17 protein-coding genes and 1 pseudogene are annotated in these 19,470 nt (G+C 45.4%); 4 read left to right on the top strand and 14 right to left on the bottom strand.

Annotated elements, in window-relative coordinates; all coding sequences use genetic code 11:
• Together CCU_RS04665 and CCU_RS04660 are read right to left on the bottom strand one after the other, a co-directional pair.
• Positions 1-413 (bottom strand): annotated as a pseudogene (locus CCU_RS04665) (ABC transporter permease); the annotation flags it as partial.
• On the bottom strand, positions 406-1,113 hold the full coding sequence (locus tag CCU_RS04660; protein ID WP_015533757.1) for an ABC transporter ATP-binding protein: 708 nt from the start codon (positions 1,111-1,113) through the stop codon (positions 406-408). The pseudogene CCU_RS04665 and the gene CCU_RS04660, both read right to left, overlap by 8 nt.
• A 278-nt stretch (positions 1,114-1,391) precedes the next feature.
• Between CCU_RS04660 and CCU_RS04655 the strand changes: the two genes are divergently transcribed.
• Positions 1,392-1,556, top strand: coding sequence for a hypothetical protein (locus tag CCU_RS04655; RefSeq protein WP_015533756.1), 165 nt, complete (start codon positions 1,392-1,394; stop codon positions 1,554-1,556).
• Between the two features lie 49 nt (positions 1,557-1,605).
• On the opposite strand, the gene CCU_RS04650 is transcribed toward CCU_RS04655, so the two are convergent.
• Genes CCU_RS04650 through CCU_RS04630 form a run of 5 tightly spaced genes read right to left on the bottom strand, consistent with a single transcriptional unit; the run spans position 1,606 to position 7,550 of the window.
• Positions 1,606-2,475 carry a hypothetical protein gene (locus CCU_RS04650; protein ID WP_015533755.1) on the bottom strand — a complete coding sequence of 290 codons (870 nt, stop codon included), beginning with the start codon at positions 2,473-2,475 and terminating at the stop codon, positions 1,606-1,608.
• 10 nt (positions 2,476-2,485) lie between these two features.
• Positions 2,486-3,532 carry a hypothetical protein gene (locus tag CCU_RS04645; protein ID WP_015533754.1) on the bottom strand — a complete coding sequence of 349 codons (1,047 nt, stop codon included), beginning with the start codon at positions 3,530-3,532 and terminating at the stop codon, positions 2,486-2,488.
• Positions 3,533-3,569: 37 nt separating this feature from the next.
• Positions 3,570-4,427, bottom strand: a complete 858-nt coding sequence (locus tag CCU_RS04640; protein WP_015533753.1) for a carbohydrate ABC transporter permease — start codon at positions 4,425-4,427, stop codon at positions 3,570-3,572.
• On the bottom strand, positions 4,424-5,275 hold the full coding sequence (locus tag CCU_RS04635) for a carbohydrate ABC transporter permease (protein ID WP_055146586.1): 852 nt from the start codon (positions 5,273-5,275) through the stop codon (positions 4,424-4,426). Before CCU_RS04635 ends, CCU_RS04640 begins: the two co-directional genes overlap by 4 nt.
• Positions 5,268-7,550: an ABC transporter substrate-binding protein gene (locus tag CCU_RS04630; RefSeq protein WP_015533752.1), complete on the bottom strand. Its 2,283-nt coding sequence runs from the start codon at positions 7,548-7,550 to the stop codon at positions 5,268-5,270. Before CCU_RS04630 ends, CCU_RS04635 begins: the two co-directional genes overlap by 8 nt.
• A 211-nt stretch (positions 7,551-7,761) precedes the next feature.
• Between CCU_RS04630 and CCU_RS04625 the strand changes: the two genes are divergently transcribed.
• Together CCU_RS04625 and CCU_RS04620 are read left to right on the top strand one after the other, a co-directional pair.
• Positions 7,762-8,454 (top strand): response regulator transcription factor, encoded by a 693-nt coding sequence (locus CCU_RS04625; RefSeq protein WP_015533751.1) that lies wholly within the window; start codon positions 7,762-7,764, stop codon positions 8,452-8,454.
• Complete coding sequence (locus CCU_RS04620; protein ID WP_015533750.1) at positions 8,451-9,716, top strand: sensor histidine kinase; 1,266 nt, start codon at positions 8,451-8,453, stop codon at positions 9,714-9,716. Before CCU_RS04625 ends, CCU_RS04620 begins: the two co-directional genes overlap by 4 nt.
• Positions 9,717-9,821: 105 nt before the next feature.
• Here the strand turns inward: CCU_RS04620 and CCU_RS04615 are convergent, their stop codons facing one another.
• The 6 genes from CCU_RS04615 to CCU_RS04590 form a co-directional block, all read right to left on the bottom strand.
• Positions 9,822-10,619: an HAD family hydrolase gene (locus CCU_RS04615; protein WP_015533749.1), complete on the bottom strand. Its 798-nt coding sequence runs from the start codon at positions 10,617-10,619 to the stop codon at positions 9,822-9,824.
• A gap of 113 nt (positions 10,620-10,732) precedes the next feature.
• Positions 10,733-12,724 (bottom strand): glycoside hydrolase family 31 protein, encoded by a 1,992-nt coding sequence (locus CCU_RS04610; protein WP_022217319.1) that lies wholly within the window; start codon positions 12,722-12,724, stop codon positions 10,733-10,735.
• A 10-nt stretch (positions 12,725-12,734) separates the two neighbouring features.
• Positions 12,735-13,460 carry a sce7726 family protein gene (locus tag CCU_RS04605; RefSeq protein WP_022217318.1) on the bottom strand — a complete coding sequence of 242 codons (726 nt, stop codon included), beginning with the start codon at positions 13,458-13,460 and terminating at the stop codon, positions 12,735-12,737.
• Positions 13,461-13,608: 148 nt separating this feature from the next.
• Positions 13,609-14,532 (bottom strand): DnaJ C-terminal domain-containing protein, encoded by a 924-nt coding sequence (locus CCU_RS04600; RefSeq protein ID WP_015533746.1) that lies wholly within the window; start codon positions 14,530-14,532, stop codon positions 13,609-13,611.
• A 193-nt stretch (positions 14,533-14,725) separates the two neighbouring features.
• Entirely contained in the window at positions 14,726-16,027 is a 1,302-nt protein-coding gene (gene eno / locus CCU_RS04595; RefSeq protein ID WP_208896349.1) for a phosphopyruvate hydratase, read from the bottom strand.
• 173 nt (positions 16,028-16,200) lie between these two features.
• Positions 16,201-16,977, bottom strand: coding sequence for a ZIP family metal transporter (locus CCU_RS04590; protein ID WP_015533744.1), 777 nt, complete (start codon positions 16,975-16,977; stop codon positions 16,201-16,203).
• 406 nt (positions 16,978-17,383) lie between these two features.
• Between CCU_RS04590 and CCU_RS04585 the strand changes: the two genes are divergently transcribed.
• Positions 17,384-18,907 (top strand): Mur ligase family protein, encoded by a 1,524-nt coding sequence (locus CCU_RS04585; protein ID WP_015533743.1) that lies wholly within the window; start codon positions 17,384-17,386, stop codon positions 18,905-18,907.
• A gap of 273 nt (positions 18,908-19,180) precedes the next feature.
• On the opposite strand, the gene CCU_RS04580 is transcribed toward CCU_RS04585, so the two are convergent.
• On the bottom strand, positions 19,181-19,470 hold a 290-nt coding region (locus CCU_RS04580), incomplete at its 5' end, for a TIM barrel protein (protein WP_243440859.1).

Genomic DNA, 19,470 nt, shown 5'->3' with positions numbered 1-19,470 from the left:
TCATTCTCATCCTTCGGATAACTGCCTTTTATATCAGTTATGGCAGGTTTCAGATTCTCATTAAATTCCGTATCATCATCATACTGAAGCAGATAACTGTACTTGCCTGATTCCGTGCTTACCGTCTGTGCATCGATCTGTATTCCAGCCGCAAGAAGTGACGGACAGGACTTTATATCATTTATCTGACCTTCAGATGGATGCTCCATATATATAGAAGATCTTGTTCCCTGAAGTCTGAGCTGCATCTGGTTAAGATTTTTAGCTATGGAAAATCCCAATGTAAATACAGCCGTGAACATAAATGTTGTGAGAACGATCGCCAAAATAACAATTACATTTCGCACTTTATTCTGCTTTAACATGCGGTGATATATCCTGCTCACCGCCGCCTGGTTATTGTTTCTAAGCATCCTTCTCACCCCCATTTGCCCCATCTGGTACTCCTGCTGAGAAGATCCTGCCATCTTCGATCCGTATCATCTGGTCTGCCATGGTTGCTATCTCTTCATTATGAGTGATCATCACTATCGTCTGTGCAAACTCTTTACCAGTCAGCTTTAACAGTGCAATGACATCCATGCTGGTCTTGCTGTCCAGATTGCCTGTCGGTTCATCAGCCAATATGATAGAAGGTTTTGCTGCCAGCGCTCTGGCTATCGCAACCCTCTGCTGCTGGCCTCCTGACAGCTGGTTAGGCATGGAAAATTTCTTTTCCGATAACCCGAGCACATCCATAATTTTATCTACATACGCAGTGTCTATCTTCGTTCCATCCAGCTCGATCGGAAGCACTATATTCTCGTACACATTTAATATTGGCACCAGATTGTAATTCTGGAAGACAAATCCTATCTTTCGTCTTCTGAATATAGTAAGTGCCTCATCGTCCATTTCAAAAATAGCTTTGCCGTCCAGTATAACATCCCCCGATGTTGGCCTGTCGAGTCCTCCTAAGAGATTTAGAAGTGTTGACTTTCCACTTCCTGAACTGCCTATGATAGATACAAATTTTCCCTCTTCAATATCAAGTGACACATCTGTAAGCGCATGCACGACATTGTCTCCTGTTCCGTATGTCTTTGTAAGATTGTGGGTTGATAATATATTCATGATACATCTTCCTTTTCATTTCTTTTTCATTTTCTGTCATTTCTTTATCTGATCTATTTGCCGTCTGATCTATTTGACGATTTTATTCTAACATCCACATCTTACAATCTTATTACGTTTAATATTAAGTTTTAGTGGTCACTGCTTACATTATCAATAATCGAGTAGGCGGCAGTAATTAACCGCCGTCCTCTCACAGCACCGTACGCCAGACTGTCAAACAATTCAAATAAATGGTATTATTAAAGTGCAAGATATTGAATCTAGAAGGATAGATTATGGCATATATTGTTGGAATTGATAGAAACCAGACAAGAATGGTTACTTCATCATTAGATGATCTTATAGATGAAAATAATTCGGTACGTGTAATATTTGTCCGCTATGCAATTGAATTTCTTATAATAATCCGGATATGTGTAAATCATATGACATCTCCTTAGGGAACTTCTGCTAGTATTTTTAACACAAGTTTCATAAAGCATCAATTCCCTAAGCAGATTTTTTAGAATTTTTTCTGATATTAACAAGAACCATCACGCACCAGCCAGATAGTAACAGTGCGGATATTGCGCTGCGCTGCCTGTACATATTCAGCTGCTGCCCACATCTGTGATAAAATATCTCCAGCACATCCTTGTCAGAATACAATCTTCGCTCATGTATAGCCTCAAGTTCATCTGAGGCATCACTCCAGAAATCAAAATCTGACCATTTTGACGGCAGATTTATGTCCGGCAGAATATCCAGATAATCCGAGGCATAGTAAAAGCTGCTGCCATAACCATGATGAACGGCAGCCTCCTCGGCATATTCCCCTCTGTAATTTTCATCTGATATATCGAGCACCATGCCATCTATAATTTTACTGTCGGCAAACTCCCAGTCACCGCCATGCCCCTGCTCTGCCTGAACGATCATGAAACTTTCCTCCGAGTCAATGACAGAACGGATGACATACTCTTTTTCAAGCACGGTCACGACGGAACCGGTGGTATGGCGACTTCCAAACAGTGTATACGAAAGCTCCCCGCTTATGATACATCCAGCTGCATCATTTCTTCTCAGAGCTCCAGCTCCCCAAAACATATCCTCCACCGCAAAATCAACCACAACTATATCTGACTGCACCTTTTTATATACAGCATCTCCGCCAACCGTCTCGCCCGGATATATCCTGTACGTGCCCTTCACATAATCCTCATCCTTCATTCTGGTGTACATGGTCTGCCCTGTGGTGACAAATGCATAATTTCTGTCGACACCATACCCGCCACTCATATATATTTCATTTACTACATTCCATATAAACAGCCACAACAACGCAATTCCGACAAATATACCGATCACAAATTTCCTCATACAAAGCCACCTATTTTTCACGTACAGTATCACCGGCTTCCACTTTCTTGTCAGAACTTACAATGATCTTATCATCACCGGTGAATGGGCTCTTCTTAAGACCGGCATCATAATTATTTGTATCCCCGACGGTCACGTATACCTTTTCTGCAACATACTCCGTCCCCAGAAGAGTATCCTTCGGTCTCTCGACAAGCACGTATGAACCAGACACATCAGCGTGTATTGCTGACATGGAAACTACAGATCCGTACTTTTCAGACTGATGTGAGATCTTTGCCAGCACGCTGTCCCTCACATCGAATGTATCGCCCGGAACAACAGCCTCCACTATATAGCCTTGACCATTTTCAACATTACTGTACACTGCAGATACCTCGGTATTCACACCGCTGTCATCCATCTGGACTGTAACTTTATCCCCCTTTTCTATGTACCGTCTCTGCTCCTCAGTCACTGACATTTTTATGGTGTAGCTGTCCGACTTCTCTGTTATCACAAAAGCTGCCTCTTCAGTAGTCTTATTTCCGATTCCAACTCTGGACTCCGATATGAGCCCATTAAGCTCCGAACAGACAACACCATTGTCATCCATGAGTTTCCCCAGATATGAGATCTGTTCATCCACCACGGCGATCTTGTCATCCATAACCGCCATCTCGTCTCCCCATGTGTACCAGTATTGTTCCTTCAGTTTTTTCTGTTCGAGCTTCTTCTCAAGATACTCAGATCTGACAGCTGCCACATCCACCCTCATAAGGGGATCTCCCTGCTCTATCTTTTTCCCGACACTCACATATATCTCCTGGGCCAAAAGTCCTGGATAGACGTACACCGGCGTCTTCTTGTCTCCATCTATCACCACATCCTGCAAAATCTCCGTGGATACCGTCCCAGACACCGCATATTCCGTCTCGACCCTCGGTGTCAGGGCACTGCTCGCAAATCTCGACATAAATGTGCCGGCAATAACCACCGCCATAAATATTCCAACAGCCTTTACCCCGCATTCTGCCCATAGCTTTGTTTCAAATCGCTTTCCTGAAAATCGCCTCATAACTCTTCTCCTGTTTTTCTCCTACAACCAGCCTTCATCAATCCTCGGCAGAGCCTATGGATATTCCCTCCGCCAGAATTACCCTGCCTACATAGAACACGATCAGTGAGGGAACACAGCTGAACAAGGCAAATGTAAACGCTCTCCCCGCGCTTCCCTCGGTCACATTTGGCAGATATACAGACAGCGGCCACAGATATTTGTCCTTGAGGAATACAACCGGCTGCTCCACGACATTCCAATATTCAAGGAATCCCAATATCACCGCCGCTATGATCCCCCTCTTTGCTATGGGAACAGCCATATATATAAATATCCTGAAGCTGCCAGCACCGTCCAGCCTCGCCGCCTCAACCACAGAATCAGGAACCTGCTCAAAGGCACTGTACATAATGAATATCGGAAATGTTGAGAACATCAGCGGCAAAATGATAGCCCAATGGGTATTTATCATGTTGAGACTGTTTAGCACTATGTACTGTGACAGCATCGTCACCTGAAATGGAAGTATCATGCAGAACATATACAGGCCAAATATCAGCTTTGCCCACCTGCTGCCGCTCCGGGACAATCCCCATGCCGCCGGCACAGCGAACACAAGCTGTCCGGCTATTACCACCCCGACAATCTTCACCGAGTTCCAGAAAAGCACATAGTATTCCGGAGTGTCAAACAGCAGCTCCACGATATTTTGAAATGTCGGATAAAGCGGTATCATATGCCACGCAGTGTATCCAGCTCCGCCGTCAGTTCCCGAAAACAATAACTGCCCAAGCTCTGTCTCACCCATAAATACACCACTTACCAGAAACAATAACGGAAGCACCGCAAGTACCGCACCAATTATGACGAACACCTTCAATAACAAATGTATCCCCTCTGCCATATATCTCATTTGCCCCCACGTCCTCTCTGGAAAATTTTTCTGTTATACTTCGCCGAGATCCCATGCCAGTCGATCAGACATAAGGCACGTATGGCAAGTATGATCCCGAAAAATACAACAGCCGTCATAACCGCTCCCGCTGTGAGCTTGCTGATCTCCAGCTTCTCAAACCAGTTGTTAAATGTGTGCTGTATCTGGTATATACTCATATCGGGATAACTACCCGCCATCAGATACTGCTCCCTGAATATTTTGAGGGAGTTCACCACTGACAACATGGCTACGATAAAAAAAGATCTCTTCATATTCGGAAGTGTGATCCTGAATATCTGTGTAAATCTTCCGGCTCCGTCAACCCGGGCAGCATCATACACAGTCTCCGGTATCGCTGACAATCCAGACAGCCAGATTAGCATGTTGTATCCTGTATTCTTAAATATAAATGTACCTACAAAAAGCCAGAAGACAGCCTTTCCCGAAAGGAGATCGGCGAATAATATCTTCCATACCACTGCCAACGAATTTGACGGTATGGCAAGTGGAATGAGAAATGCAAACCTGACTATGTTGCTTTTCATTCCGTATACCTCTATCGCAACTATCAGCGATATCACCATGAGCAGTGGAACACTCACCAGTTCAAACCTCAGGGAATTGCCCGCCGCCAGTCTGAATGCCGTATTGCTCCAGACGGCTCTGTAGTTCTGCAGTCCTGCAAATCCGCCCTGCCCCGCATGACGAAAGGATGATATGAATACATCCATCAGCGGAATTACCACGAAGATCAGGACACCCACAAAGCCCGGAATCACAAATCCAACCGTTTCATTTGTTCTTCTGCTAACCAATTTATTCACTCAGATATACCCCTAAAAGTTTATCGATGGAATCTACTATACTGTCCAGACTCTCACCATTTTCAAGATAGTCTGCAGCGTTATCCCTTATCACACTGCGGACCCTCGCGTCAGGATTTGACGGAGTATCCAGCTCTCTAAGTTTTCTTATATACTCATCAAGATACTCTTCCTTACGCCAATACGACCAGTCCATGTAATCACTTCCGCCCAGCGTGATCTTTCCGCCCGGAGTTCCCATGGACTGTGCCTCTCTGTTCCATTCCCGCACGCCCTCCATATTTACCGGATTGCCACAATCAACTCCGTAATATATTTTCTGTACATCCGTGCTGAACAAAGCCTTCATAAAACTGACCGCATTGTCCAGGCTCTTTGAACCGGCATTTACCGCTATGACTGTGTTTGGCACAAATACTTTCCCACTGTCATTTCCCCATATTTCGTATGCGTAATCTGTGTTTTCTCCGCTCTCGCCTGCTCCCACCCCATAGTCCTCTTTTATACTATAAAAACGCCAGGACTCTCCCATAGTTTTCATATTCACAAATGCTGACTTTCTGCCAGACCATGATCTGTTAAACAGCGGACTCATATATTCACTGTTTATGGCTCTTTTTACCTGATCGCTGTAGCTTCCCCACTCGGCAGTCCACTCATCGATCTGATCCTGGGTCGTCCGCTCCATTTCCGTGTCATACAGAAGCTTTAAGTCCTCCAGAAATTTTCTGAGCATCTCAGCATCGTAATTTCCATCACTATCCACAATCTCCGATGCATATACCGGATACAGCGTATCGAAATAGCACTCCCAGTAATAGAATGACAAGTCATTTCCATATTCCGGTCTGTCCTGACTGCTTATATATGCTGCAAGCGACCGGGCATCCGTCACGTTCTTGACCTCATTCTCCGGTCCGATAATGGCAGTAAATGTCTCCATAGCCGGAATTGCGTATATCGAACCATCACTATTTCTGTATGCATTTAACACATTTTCCAGGCAATCTGGATTTTCCTGCAGTATATCGTCATACACCTTGGACAATTCCATGAGAACTCCGGTATCCTCATAGCTTCCAACATTCAGCCCATCCATGATGATGACATCTGGTCCCTCACCTGCCAGGAGCTGTGTATTGAGCGCACTTATGGCATCGCTCTCAGATATTCCATTCTCGTCATCCACGCCCCACACATACTTCACAGTCATATCCGAATGGTATGCCTCATACCACGAGATCAAGGTTTCATAGCTCTCCGCATAATAGAGCGAATATAGTGTGACCGTCTTATCATCCGGCTCCTCATCTACCACGGTTGATGCATAGCTTGGATCAGATGAATACACCACCACATTCTTTCTTCCGCTCCTGTCACCAGCTATCGCAACAAATGTATCGCTGCTTTCAACCACATAGTCGTACTCGATATCCGAATCCCTGAATGTCGCAAGTCTTATCCCCAGCCTATCCTCCAGCTTATACTCATATAACCCTGTGCTCAGCATGAGATACAGTGAGTCAGTAGCGTCATCATACTTCATGACATTTCTGCAGCTCACCGCATCCATCCCCTTGCCGCTGAATGTCTCGGCAAGCCCATCCGCCATTCCCTCATCAAATGACGTGGTGGTCTCAGCCTCACTTCCATCGGATATGTCATATGACAACAGACTTCTCTCTGTTAAAACCATAAGCCGATCTCCCGCCACACATATATCTGTGTAATCCATATTTTTGATGGCAAATCTCTCTTCGCCGTCCATGGAAAAGCACCTTATCTCACCGCCCGGGCAGCCTGAGATATAGCCGGAACCGTCAGCAAGCAGTCTGACAGCTGTCACATTTCCCTCAATGCCCTCGGATAACTGTCTGACTTCTCCATTCCCTGTTATTAAGGCGATCCTGCTCTCTATGTCACCATCTCCTGTGACACTGCTCAAAGCTATATAGACACTCCCATCCCCATCAACATATGCTGCCGATATCTTCTCATCCGCTGATATTATAGAATCTAAGTCAAGCTTTTCCTCCCGGGGCTCACCATCAAGTGATGTGAGCGTCATCTTTACAGCATCCCCGTCAGGATTTTCTCCTATGCATACATAGCCATCATGAGTCTTTCCAAATCCATACACCTCCGCCACATCTAACTGTGCCTTCTGGTATTCAGACATTCCCTTCACATTTTCTTCATTTTCTGATGTACCAGCGCAGCCACAACACATTATTATAACGGCGGCAAGCAGTAAAAATATATTTATACGTCTCATAATTACCTCCTTTTCCCAATTGGTATTCTCCCTCTTCCCAGGTCTTCATATACAGATTGTAGCATCCACAGTCTCATGGATTATCTAAAAAACATCTAAATTGAGTATACCGCTTTCAAACGCTCCTCAAATGAATTACTATAAAGTAGGAATGAACTACGAACTACATATGGTCTACATTCCATATCACAATAACGAAAAGGGGATATGTATGAATCTGCTTCTTGTAGAGGATGACCTCAATCTTGGGAAAATACTGAAAAGGCAAATGGAAGATCACGGAATAACCGTGACACTGTGTACAACCGGAAAGCAGGGTACGGAGCTCATATATTCCGGTGCGGACATCGACATCATGGTGCTTGACTGGATGCTCCCCGACATGTCCGGCCTGGACATTCTGAACCAATTATATTTTGACAGAATATCAATACCCGTGATAATGCTCACAGCCCTCGGAACACTTGAGAACAAAACTGCAGCATTTTCCCGTGGCGCCGATGATTACATCGTCAAACCTTTTGAATTTGACGAGCTGTTGGCCCGTGTAAATGCACTATACCGAAGATCTCACCAGATTCATACATTTGACTATTCATATGGGGATGTCACTTATCTGATTGACAGCCGGACACTTCAATGTGGTGACCAGTCGGTGCGGCTCACCAACAGAGAATCCCAGCTATTTGAACTGTTGCTGAGATCAGCAGGAAAGATCGTCAGTCAGGACGAGATCATAGAATCCATATGGGGACTGACCTCAAATGTGGGAAATGGAAATATACTGAATTACATTTATTTTCTGAGAAACAGACTTAAGACAATCCATAGCCATCTTGTGATAAAGGCAGTATACGGCAATGGATATATGCTCGTCTGTGGAGAGGGGGACACATCTACATGATAGCGCAGCTAAAAAAAAGACTTTCCACATTTCTGTCCTCCGTCATTGCGGTCATTCTGGCCGCCATGTCCATACTGCTGCTCCACACTGTGATAAAGGAGTACACAAACAGCACTCATGTATCGTACTCAAGGGATGTAAATCTTTTATACTCATATCTCGAACAGGTGAGCATCCTGGACATTCCGATTCTAACCGAATACAGCGAGAAAAATCTCAATATAGATGTGCTGCGAAACAGCAACACAGTCATGTCGACAAACAGCTTTGCAGAGAGTGCAGCAGTTCTGGAAGCTGCCTCTCCATACTCTCAGCCTATGTACTGGGATGATTATTACAATGCGGTAAATCAAGGGGAAACCAACAGAAGATTTTATACTGTCAGGTATAATCATATAGACTACTGGAACAGCTACAGCATCATAAATATAGGTGGCACTTTCTATACCATACACACAGTATTCAACAATGCTGTATTATCCGCATACAAGACAAAGATAATTATTTTATTTCTGCTCATAACTTCCGCCGCGATCATACTTCTGTCCATCTTCTCATGCATTTTCACGGTCAGGATACTTGTCCCTGTAAATAAGGCATATCAGAAGCAGGATATGTTCATAGCTGTGGCGTCCCATGAGCTGAAAACACCTATAACCATCATCAAATCATGCCTCAACGGACTATCCGGCAGTAAGCCGAACGAGACTGACAATGATTATATTTTAACAGCCCAGAGGGAATGTGACAGGATGACTGATATGGTGAACAATCTTCTGACATTTGCCGATATCAAGAAGTCTGGCAGAGATAATTTTGATGAGGTTCACCCGGAAGATATAATAATAGATTGTTATGATCGCTTTGAACCCATTGCCATTCAGAAAAATGTAGATCTGGTTGTGTCCATACCGGACGACCCGCTGCCGCTTTTCTCCATGGACAGGGACAGAATGCTCCAGTGCATGTCAATTCTGGTCGACAACGCCATATCGTGTACCTCCAAAGGGGCCATATCTATGTCAGTATCTATGAGAGACCAGAGATTGTGTTACCAGATATCTGATACGGGTGATGGGATAAGCGATGAGGACAAGCCTCACATATTTGAGACATTTTACTCAGGGCGCAATGATCACCGGACCCATTTCGGTCTTGGTCTCAGCATTGCCAAAAGTATAGCAGATCTACACAGTGCCGACCTCACCGTATGTGACAACATACCACATGGAAGCATATTTACACTTACCTTTAAACTGTAATTCCATTCTCGACTTGTACTCACACATATAAAAATACCCTCCTTACTGGTTGTCCAGTAAAGAGGGTACATATCATTTCAGTCTCGTAATGCTGGAATATTCTTGTTATGATGTCAGCACCTGTTCCATAACCTGCAGCACACCGCGCTCCTCATTGGATGGGGCGCGGAATCTTGCAAATTTCTCCATGCCGGGCTGCGCATTTGCCACGATATAGCTGTAATATACCGTCTTAAGCATCTCCGCATCATTGAAGTTGTCTCCAAATGCCATCATCTCACTGGTATCAACATCAAGGAGTTCTCCGATCTTTCGCATAGCCATGCCCTTGTCAACACCTTTGTTCATGATGTCTATCCATTCTCTTCCGCCCACAGTGACTGAGAAGTTATCGCCAAAACGAGGCGTATAGATCTCTTTGTACTTCACGGCAGCATCCCCATCAGGAGCAAATATCGTAAACTTATTGGCCTCGACATCAAGGCTCCTCATATCGTCGACAAATGTGAGATTGCTTAAGAATGCACGGAAAAACTTCGCATATTTCTCGTATTTCTTCAGGACATAAGCCCCGGAAAGGGCGCAGAGCACTGCGACTCCATCGGTCTCGTCCTCCACAAATCGTATCATCTTCTGGTACTCTTCCACATCCATCAGGCTCTTATATATGATCTCACCGCAGTTTGATATGGCAGCACCATTATCGCCGATAACCACAAGCTTATCCATCTTGTCTCCAAACATGTTTCTCAGGGTGTACATAGGTCTCCCGCTGGCTACAACAAATCTGATTCCTTTCTCATCCAGCCTGTCAATGTAGTCAAAAAAGCCATCCGGGAGTTTTCCATTTTCCATCAACAATGTGTGATCCATATCTGATGCTATTAATTTTACGTTTTTCATGTTTTTCTTCCTTGTGAATATTCTATGATATCTATTATATACTAACCATGCCACTACCGGCTTATCCCTGCCCCGCTGTTCTCTCGATCCAACTAAGGGCTGCTCTTCGCATCTTACTTTTTATTCAAGGTGACACAATTCTTCTCCAGATCATACTCTCTGGTATATCCGTCATCATCGTACAGCATATAGCTGCTGTTCTTATAGCCAATCAGCTGCATTGTAGTCTTGTCGATATCAGCAACGCACTCCGCCACATCCACGACAGGGATACATTTGCCACTTCTTACAAACAGGATGACCTCATTTTCCGGAACCTCCACGAAATGATGTCCCGCAGGCATCTCCGTCTGCTCCACTGAGCCATCTGCCGTAAACCTTACAAGCAGCATATCCTCTGGCAGATACACATATCTTCCGATGGCATTCTGCGTGTAAACCGGTGCGATCATGATCTCATTTCCAAGCATGAGCTGATCCTCAACATGAGCCGCGATCCTATCATCCGGATATTCAAATGCCAGAGGCTTGAACATCATGTCGTCAGTCAATGCCGCCTTCATGTACTCACTGTATATATATGGAAGCAATCGGTAACGGACACCGATCACATTCCTGAAATCCTCTATATGCTCAAACTGATAGCACTCCTGATTTCTTGTGCCTTCACAGGAATGGTCACGCATGAGCGGAGTGAACACGCCGAGTGCGAGCCATCTGAGAAGAAGGTCTCTGGATGTGTCGCATCCAAATCCGCCGAGATCCGCGCCCGTATACAGGAAACCGCACATATTCATGGACGGAAGCATCTTGATGTTGAGCAGGATGTGTGACCACCACGATTTGTTATCGCCCATCCAGACGCCGCCATAACGATGCATCCCTATATAAGACGATCTGGAGAACAAAAGTCGTCTCTCATCCGGTGAGATCTCGCGAAGCGCCTCGCCTGCCGCCCTTGTCATGTTATATCCAAAGAGGTTGTGAACCTTGTCGTGACGCACCATCTCCCCATCCACATTGTGATACATAGATGCGTAATCCTTCGGATTGTTGGCAACACCTGCCGCCATACCCGAGATGCCCCAGACATCGTCCACAGTCTCGTCCTTCTCAATGAACTTCTTCATAGCTTTCTTCAGCTCGCTCACGCCCTCCGGGGTGAAGAAGATCGCCGGCTCATTCATGTCATTCCAGAAGCCCTCTATACCTGCATCCGTCAGAATCTTGTACTTTGCACCGAACCAGCGTCTCGCCTCAGGGTTCAGCACATCAGGGAAATGTGTATATCCCGGCCATACCGCCGCAACGAAATCACTTCCATCTGCTCTCTTGCAGAAGTAGTTATTTGCCACGCCCTCCTCATACACATCGTAACCTTCCTCAATCTTTACTCCGGCATCGATGATCGGGATCAGGCGTATATTATCCTTTTTCAGATTCTCCACATACTCCGAAAAATCGCCAAAGTCGTCATTTATGGTGAAATCCTTATAGCTGTCCATGTAATCTATATCCATGTAGACCATATCGATCGGGATGTGGTTCTCTCTGTATTTTCTCGCCACCGTCTCAAAGTCCTCCGGTGTCTTGTATCCCCAGCGGCTCTGTCCAAATCCAAATGCAAACTTTGGCGGGATATAACTCCTTCCGATCATCTTCCTAAACTGCTTCGTGATATCATATGGGCTGTCACCTGTTATCACATAGATATCCAAATCTGCGCTGTCACAGAAAATATGCAGCTCATCGCACTTCGTATATCCCACGTCAAATGTGATCGTGGATGGATAGTCAAAATACAGGCCAAATGTCTGCGCTCCTGAAACTATAATAAAGTTGTGTGATGCATACAGTGAGTATACATCCTCGTGATGATGCGGATTGTCTGCATTGTTGCTTATGTACTTGTAGCCTCTCTTGTTGATTCCTCTGTTCGCCTCGCCAAGGCCATACACTATATCACTGTCCTCAAGACCAAATGTGTACGAAAATCCGGCTGTTAAGTCTATATTGCCGTGATCTGGCTGTCCTTTTTCTGCTGCGATATCTACCACTACTGATTCTGTCTGAAATGGCTTTCCGTATGTATACTTCTTTATCATGCTGTCACCTCTATGCATCTCTCTTTTTTCTTCTGTATCTCTTTTTCTTTCTCCTGACCGTCTTGCCGCGCTTTGCCGCCTGTGCCTTTCTGAATTCCTGTATCTGCTCGATCATGGCGGCATAATCCCTCTCGAACAGGATCTCACTTATCTCATGGTGCACGATCTCCGCCGGAAGTCTGTCAACTATAAGTGTCCTGACGAAATCCTTGCTCTTTCCCTTATACATCGGAAGGCTGTAGGTCTCCTGAATATGTGCAAGCTCCGGTCTCCACAATATACGTATGGTACGAAGCAGATCAGCCCGTGGATTTGGCTGCATCTCCCTGACCACGTAGAAATCGATCTTGTGAGTCAGCTTGTCTGACACTCCATCCTCCAGGCCTTCTGCATCTGGCTTGCCATCTGTATCTGACTTGATGCCTGTATCATATTCTTCAACAGATATGATCCCCCAGTAGTCTGGTACATGCTCTGCCACATGACCTGCATGTGTACTTCCCACCACCACGATATTCTGGTCAAAATATAGATCATAGTCTGCTACCTGACTCTCCAGCCGCGTGTATGTATCCGCATCACTTTTTATCTCGATTCCCACTATCTTGTCTGGAATGACCATTACCACATCCGCACGGGAGTTTCCGACGGTCTTCTCCTCAAGGATACGCACCTTGCCATATCGCTCCTCAAGGAAATCAAACAGGGGTTCTCGTATATCTTTATCTAATAACATTTTTCCTCCTGAAATCAATGGTTTGAAGTAATCCTTATATGTATTTTTGTCTGCAAAGTCAAGAAGCTCCCGCTTTAGCTGAGAAAACCAGGGCAGACCGCTCATAAAGTGAGCTTTCCGCCCTGGTTTCTATGTGAACATAATATTATCAGCCCTTGTTCACAAGCTCTGTGAACTTCTTAAGCGCATCCTTCGCCTCTGGTGAAATGTTCCTTGGAACTGCAATTCTCACGGTAACATAATGATCTCCATGGGTATTGCCGCCCCTCGCCTGGACACCCTTGCCACGAAGCCTTATCTTGCTTCCCGACTGAGTACCCGGTGCTATCTTGCACTTCACATCACCGAACATGGTGTGGACCAATATCTCTCCACCGAGAACTGCCGTGTCAAATGGCACAAGAGCCGTGGTGTATATATCCAGACCCTTTCTCTCATAACCTGCCTTGTCTCTTACATTGACCTTCAGCAGCATATCTCCAGGCTGACCCTTACCGGTTCCGGGATATCCCTTGCCAGCCAGTCTTATCACACCGCCGTTGTCTATACCCGCCGGAATGTGTACAGTGAACTGGGAACTTCCTCCCCGTCCATCATTGAACGACAGAGTCTTGTCGCAACCATATACTGCATCATCAAAATCTACCGTGACACTTGCCTCCATATCTCTGCCCCGCGCATTGAAGCTTCCCTGACCGAATCCGCCAAATCCACCTCTCTGTGAGCGGCCACCGCCGCCAAAGAACGAGCCAAATATATCGCCAAACATATCACCGAAGTCTCCACCCTCAAAGTGGAAGCCTCCGCCTCCGAATGGATCACCACCGGCAGCTCCACCGGAGCCATCGAATGCAGCCATTCCAAACTGATCATACATCTTCCTCTTCTCGGCATCAGACAGTACCGCGTAGGCCTCAGAGGCCTCCTTAAACTTCTCTGCAGCCGTCGCATCGCCAGGATTCGTGTCCGGGTGGTATTTCTTCGCCAGGGTTCTATATGCTCTTTTTATCTCAGCGTCTGTGGCTGTCTTTGATACGCCGAGAACTTCATAATAATCTCTTTTTGAAGCCATGATTCCTACCTCCCGATAAGCCTATGTATAGTTTAACACTATCTGTCAAGTGATTCCATATTTTTAATGTTAAAATACACACATATTATCTGGCAATTTTTAGTCATTTTTTTATTTAATTAAAGTATAAAAAAAGCACCTCCACCGATGATTCCACCAGTGGAGATGCATTCGTATGGCTAATGCTATTATCCTACTGCTTTACGTTGAAAGCTTTGATTCCAGGATATACAGCTGAGTCGCCAAGCTGCTCTTCGATTCTGAGGAGCTGGTTGTACTTTGCAACTCTCTCTGATCTTGAAGGAGCACCTGTCTTGATCTGGCATGTGTTGAGTGCTACTGCGAGATCTGCGATAGTTGTATCCGCTGTCTCACCTGATCTGTGTGATGATATTGCTGTGTATCCAGCCTTATGAGCCATCTTGATAGCCTCAAGTGTCTCTGATACTGAGCCGATCTGGTTGAGCTTGATAAGGATACAGTTTGCGCATCCCATCTCGATACCCTTTGCAAGTCTCTCTGTATTTGTAACAAACAGATCATCACCGACAAGCTGGACCTTGTCGCCAAGTCTTGCTGTGAGCTTCTGCCATCCTTCCCAATCCTCCTCATCGAGACCATCCTCGATTGAGATGATAGGATACTTCTCAACAAGCTTTGCCCAGTGCTCGATGAGCTGCTCTGCTGTATACTCTGTTCCAGCCTTTGGAAGCTTGTACCAGCCCTTGCCCTTCTCACTCTTCCACTCTGATGAAGCAGCATCCATAGCGATCTTGAAGTCCTTACCCGGCTCATACCCAGCCTTCTTTACAGCCTCGAGAATTGTCTCGATAGCCTCCTCGTCAGACTTAAGTGCCGGGGCAAATCCACCCTCATCACCTACTGATGTAGCAAGGCCTCTCTCCTTGAGGATTCCTGCAAGTGCGTGGAATACCTCTGCACACCATCTCAGACACTCCTTGAATGATGGAGCGCCAACTGGCATGATCATGAACTCCTGAACGTCAAGTCCTGATGACAGAGCATGACATCCACCGTTTACGATGTTCATCATTGGAACTGGAAGCTTGTTTCCTGAGATTCCACCGAGGAATCTATAAAGAGGAATGTCAAGTGAGATTGAAGCTGCTCTTGCTGCTGCGATTGAAACTGCAAGGACAGCATTTGCTCCAAGGTTTGACTTGTCCTTTGTTCCATCAGCCTTGATCATTGCTGCATCAACTGCATATATATCAGACGCATCCATTCCTGTAAGTACGTCATTTATAGTAGTATTTATATTCTCTACTGCTTTCTGAACACCCTTGCCGAGGTATCTTGACTTGTCTCCATCACGAAGCTCAAGTGCCTCAAACTCACCTGTGGAAGCTCCACTTGGCGCCGCACCACGACCTACTGTTCCATCTGCCAGATACACCTCCGCCTCAACTGTTGGATTTCCTCTTGAATCAAGGATCTCTCTTCCTATTACCTTTTCAATCTCAGGATAATTCATCATTTTTATATTTCTCCTTTCGTCGCGCGAGTATAACCCCTGCTGACCCTCCGATTCAGCAGTTTACAGAGGGTACAGGAGCTCACATGATCTACGATGTTAGTTTAAACTAACTTGCATTTAAAATCAACATGAGTAGTTGCTCATATTTTATCATTTAGCATTTTTCGTCATTATCCGAGTGCCACATCCAGCACCATCATAAGAGCGAAGCCCACCGCCGCACCGATGGTTCCTATATTGGTATGCTCGCCCGCCTGAGACTCAGGTATCAGCTCCTCTATGACCACATAGAGCATGGCTCCCGCCGCAAATGCAAGGAAATACGGAAGAAGTGGTGTGACCTGGACAGCCAGCAGTGCCGTGAGGAAACCTCCGACCGGCTCCACAGCTCCGGACAGCGTTCCATACAGAAATGCCTTCTTCTTGCTCATGCCCTCGCCAACAAGCGGCATGGACACAATTGCACCTTCCGGGAAGTTCTGTATAGCGATTCCTATGGAAAGTGCAAATGCACCTGTGACGGACACGCCCATATTGCCCATAGCTGCGCCGGCGTACACAACGCCCACTGCCATGCCCTCGGGGATATTGTGGAGCGTGACTGCAAATATCATCATGGTCGTCTTCTGAAGCTTTGACCTGACGCCCTCCGGTTTGTCACTTTCCAGATGAAGGTGAGGTATCACCGTGTCAAGAACAAGCAGGAATATGATTCCAAGAGCAAATCCGATAAGTGCAGGCAGCCACGCTATCTTTCCCTGTGCCTCCGCCATGTCTATGGACGGAATGAGCAGTGACCATATGGACGCCGCGATCATGACCCCCGCCGCAAACCCGAGCAGAGCCTTCTCCACAAGCGGGGATATCTTATCTTTCATAAGGAAAACCATGGCCGCTCCTAGTGTTGTTCCGGCAAATGGTATAAATAATGTTATGAACTCTGACATTTCATCACCTCTTTATAATATGTATTCTGTCTATACTATATTCGTATAACCTCTTCATTAGTTCATCTTTCTTTTTAAATTGCGACTACAATTTAATTGAACAGGCACACTTTGTCAACACAAGTTTTTGCATATGATAGAAGTTATCAATACCGGGCCAAAATGCTTCGCATTTCGACAATTTAAGTGCTATAATACCTGAGGTTATGCTATAATAAGCATGGTTGTACCAGCTTGGATATATTTGTATGCAAATGGAGATAAATATTAAGAGAACAGAACGAATGATCTGAGTATTTTTTATTTGACATAATTATTTATAGAAAGCATAATAAGTGATACATTTAGTCGTACGGATCATAAGTCCGTACAAATACAATAAAAGACACATTCCAAGGGGAAAAGTATGAAAGAGAATTTACAATTTACAGCTTTATTGGATATTTTAAGCAGGCAGGATCTTATAACTGAATATTCGGAGGATTGCAAAGACATCACTCCTTCCCATATAACCATCAATTCCAAGGATGTGGTCCCAGGTACATTCTTCGTGTGCAAGGGTGCCTCATTTAAGGAGGATTACCTGAAATCAGCCATCGCACAGGGCGCCATCGTATATTTGTCACAGCAAAAGTACGACGACGTGGACATTCCTTATATTATTGTAAATGATATAAGAAAGGCCATGGCTCTTGCTGCCAGATGGTTCTTCGGCAATCCAGGCGATAACATGACCAAGGTCGGAATCACCGGAACAAAGGGAAAGACCACAGTTACATTTGTCATGAAGGATATACTGGACAAATACACCGACAACAGATGCTCAGCATTCTCAACCCATGAGATTGATGTTGGAACAAAGGTTTTTGAGACCACTCTCACCACACCTGAGCCTATTGAACTCCAGACATACTTCGACATGGCTGTAGATGAAGGCTGTACACACTGTATAATGGAAGTTTCTTCCCAGGCCATGAAGATGAACCGTATCTACGGAGAGCACTACAAGGTCGGAGTATTTACCAATATCGACTACGATCACATCAGCCCGACAGAGCACGCCTCCATGGAGGACTATCTCGGATGCAAGGTATCCTTCCTGAAGCAGTGCGACAACGTTGTGCTGTACAGTGACACAAGATATTTTGAGACTATATATAATGAAGTAAGAGACAAGCACGTTGTTGTATACGGAAGCAAGGAATCAATTGAAAAGCTCATGTCAAGGGATGACGATTTCTTTGAAAAGGATACTGACTTCGCCAGCATCCACAATGAAGATCTCACAGACCATAACAGCTACTTTGAGCTTATATACGGAGGAGAGAACAGAGCATACAACACCAACCTGATCGGTGATTACAATGTTGAAAATATTGTTGCCGCCATCATCTCCTCTCTTCTCATTGGCATTCCAAATGATCAGATCAGAAGCAGCATCAGAGATGTATATGTTCCGGGAAGACTACAGGTATATCACTGGAAGGATCGCACATTTATGATCGACTACGCACACAACTATATAAGCATGTACAGACTGTATGAGATGGTTAAAAAGACCATGAAGCCAAAGTCTATAACCGTTGTATTCGGCTGTGGCGGTGAGCGTTACAAGAAGCGCCGTGAGGATATGGGAAGACTTGCTGAACAGTATGCCGACAAGGTGGTTCTCACCATGGAGGATCCGGGATTTGAGTCCTGTGAGGAGATCTGCAAGGAGATCAAGCAGTACATCACAAAGCCTTGCTATATAATCGTTGACAGGGAGCAGGCTCTCACAAGAGCCCTCGACGAGGCTCAGCCTGGCGAGCTTGTCATCACGACCGGAAAGGGTATTGAGAGTACCCAGAGAATCAACGGAACTTTTGTGCAGTGTCACTCTGATGCGCAGGTCATCGAGCACTGGCTGACAGAGCATCCGGAGAAGTAAGGGGTAAACCACAGGTTTATTGCCTTTCTTGCGGCTCAGCTTATAATGAATAGTAGAAACGGGGCGAAAGCGCTGTTATGCAGGTGACAGGAGTTGCCTATCAGACTGACGTAAACTTAATAGTCGTAGCAGGCTGTAGAGTGATGATGCGTGTGATGTTCCGGGAAACAGTGCATGGCTGAGCTTCATAAGGGTTGTTTGTTTACCAAAACCCGGATAGGCAGAGATGCCGAAAGAAAACATTCAGGGAGTTCTACTAAGTAGAACTCCTTTTTATCTGTTATCTTCCACCACTTTCTCCCTCATCTTCGGATCGAATTTCCCATTTCGGATCATTGCTATCTCCCGTTTGAACGGCTCATAGCTTTTCTTGCTGTTTTCCAGGTCTTTGATGTATGGGGATTCCAGGATCTTTGGGACTTCCATGAAGTCTGGGTGGTTCATGATGTACATGAGCGGTTCAAAACCTATCTTGCCAAACCCAAAGTTCTCGTGTCTGTCTTTAGCCGCTCCCGGTTCATTCTTGCTGTCGTTCATATGGAACACGGCTATCTGATCTTTGC

This window comes from Coprococcus sp. ART55/1, assembly GCF_000210595.1.
GTDB classification, from domain to species: domain Bacteria; phylum Bacillota; class Clostridia; order Lachnospirales; family Lachnospiraceae; genus Coprococcus; species Coprococcus aceti.
This window is presented reverse-complemented; position numbering and strand designations above follow the sequence as displayed.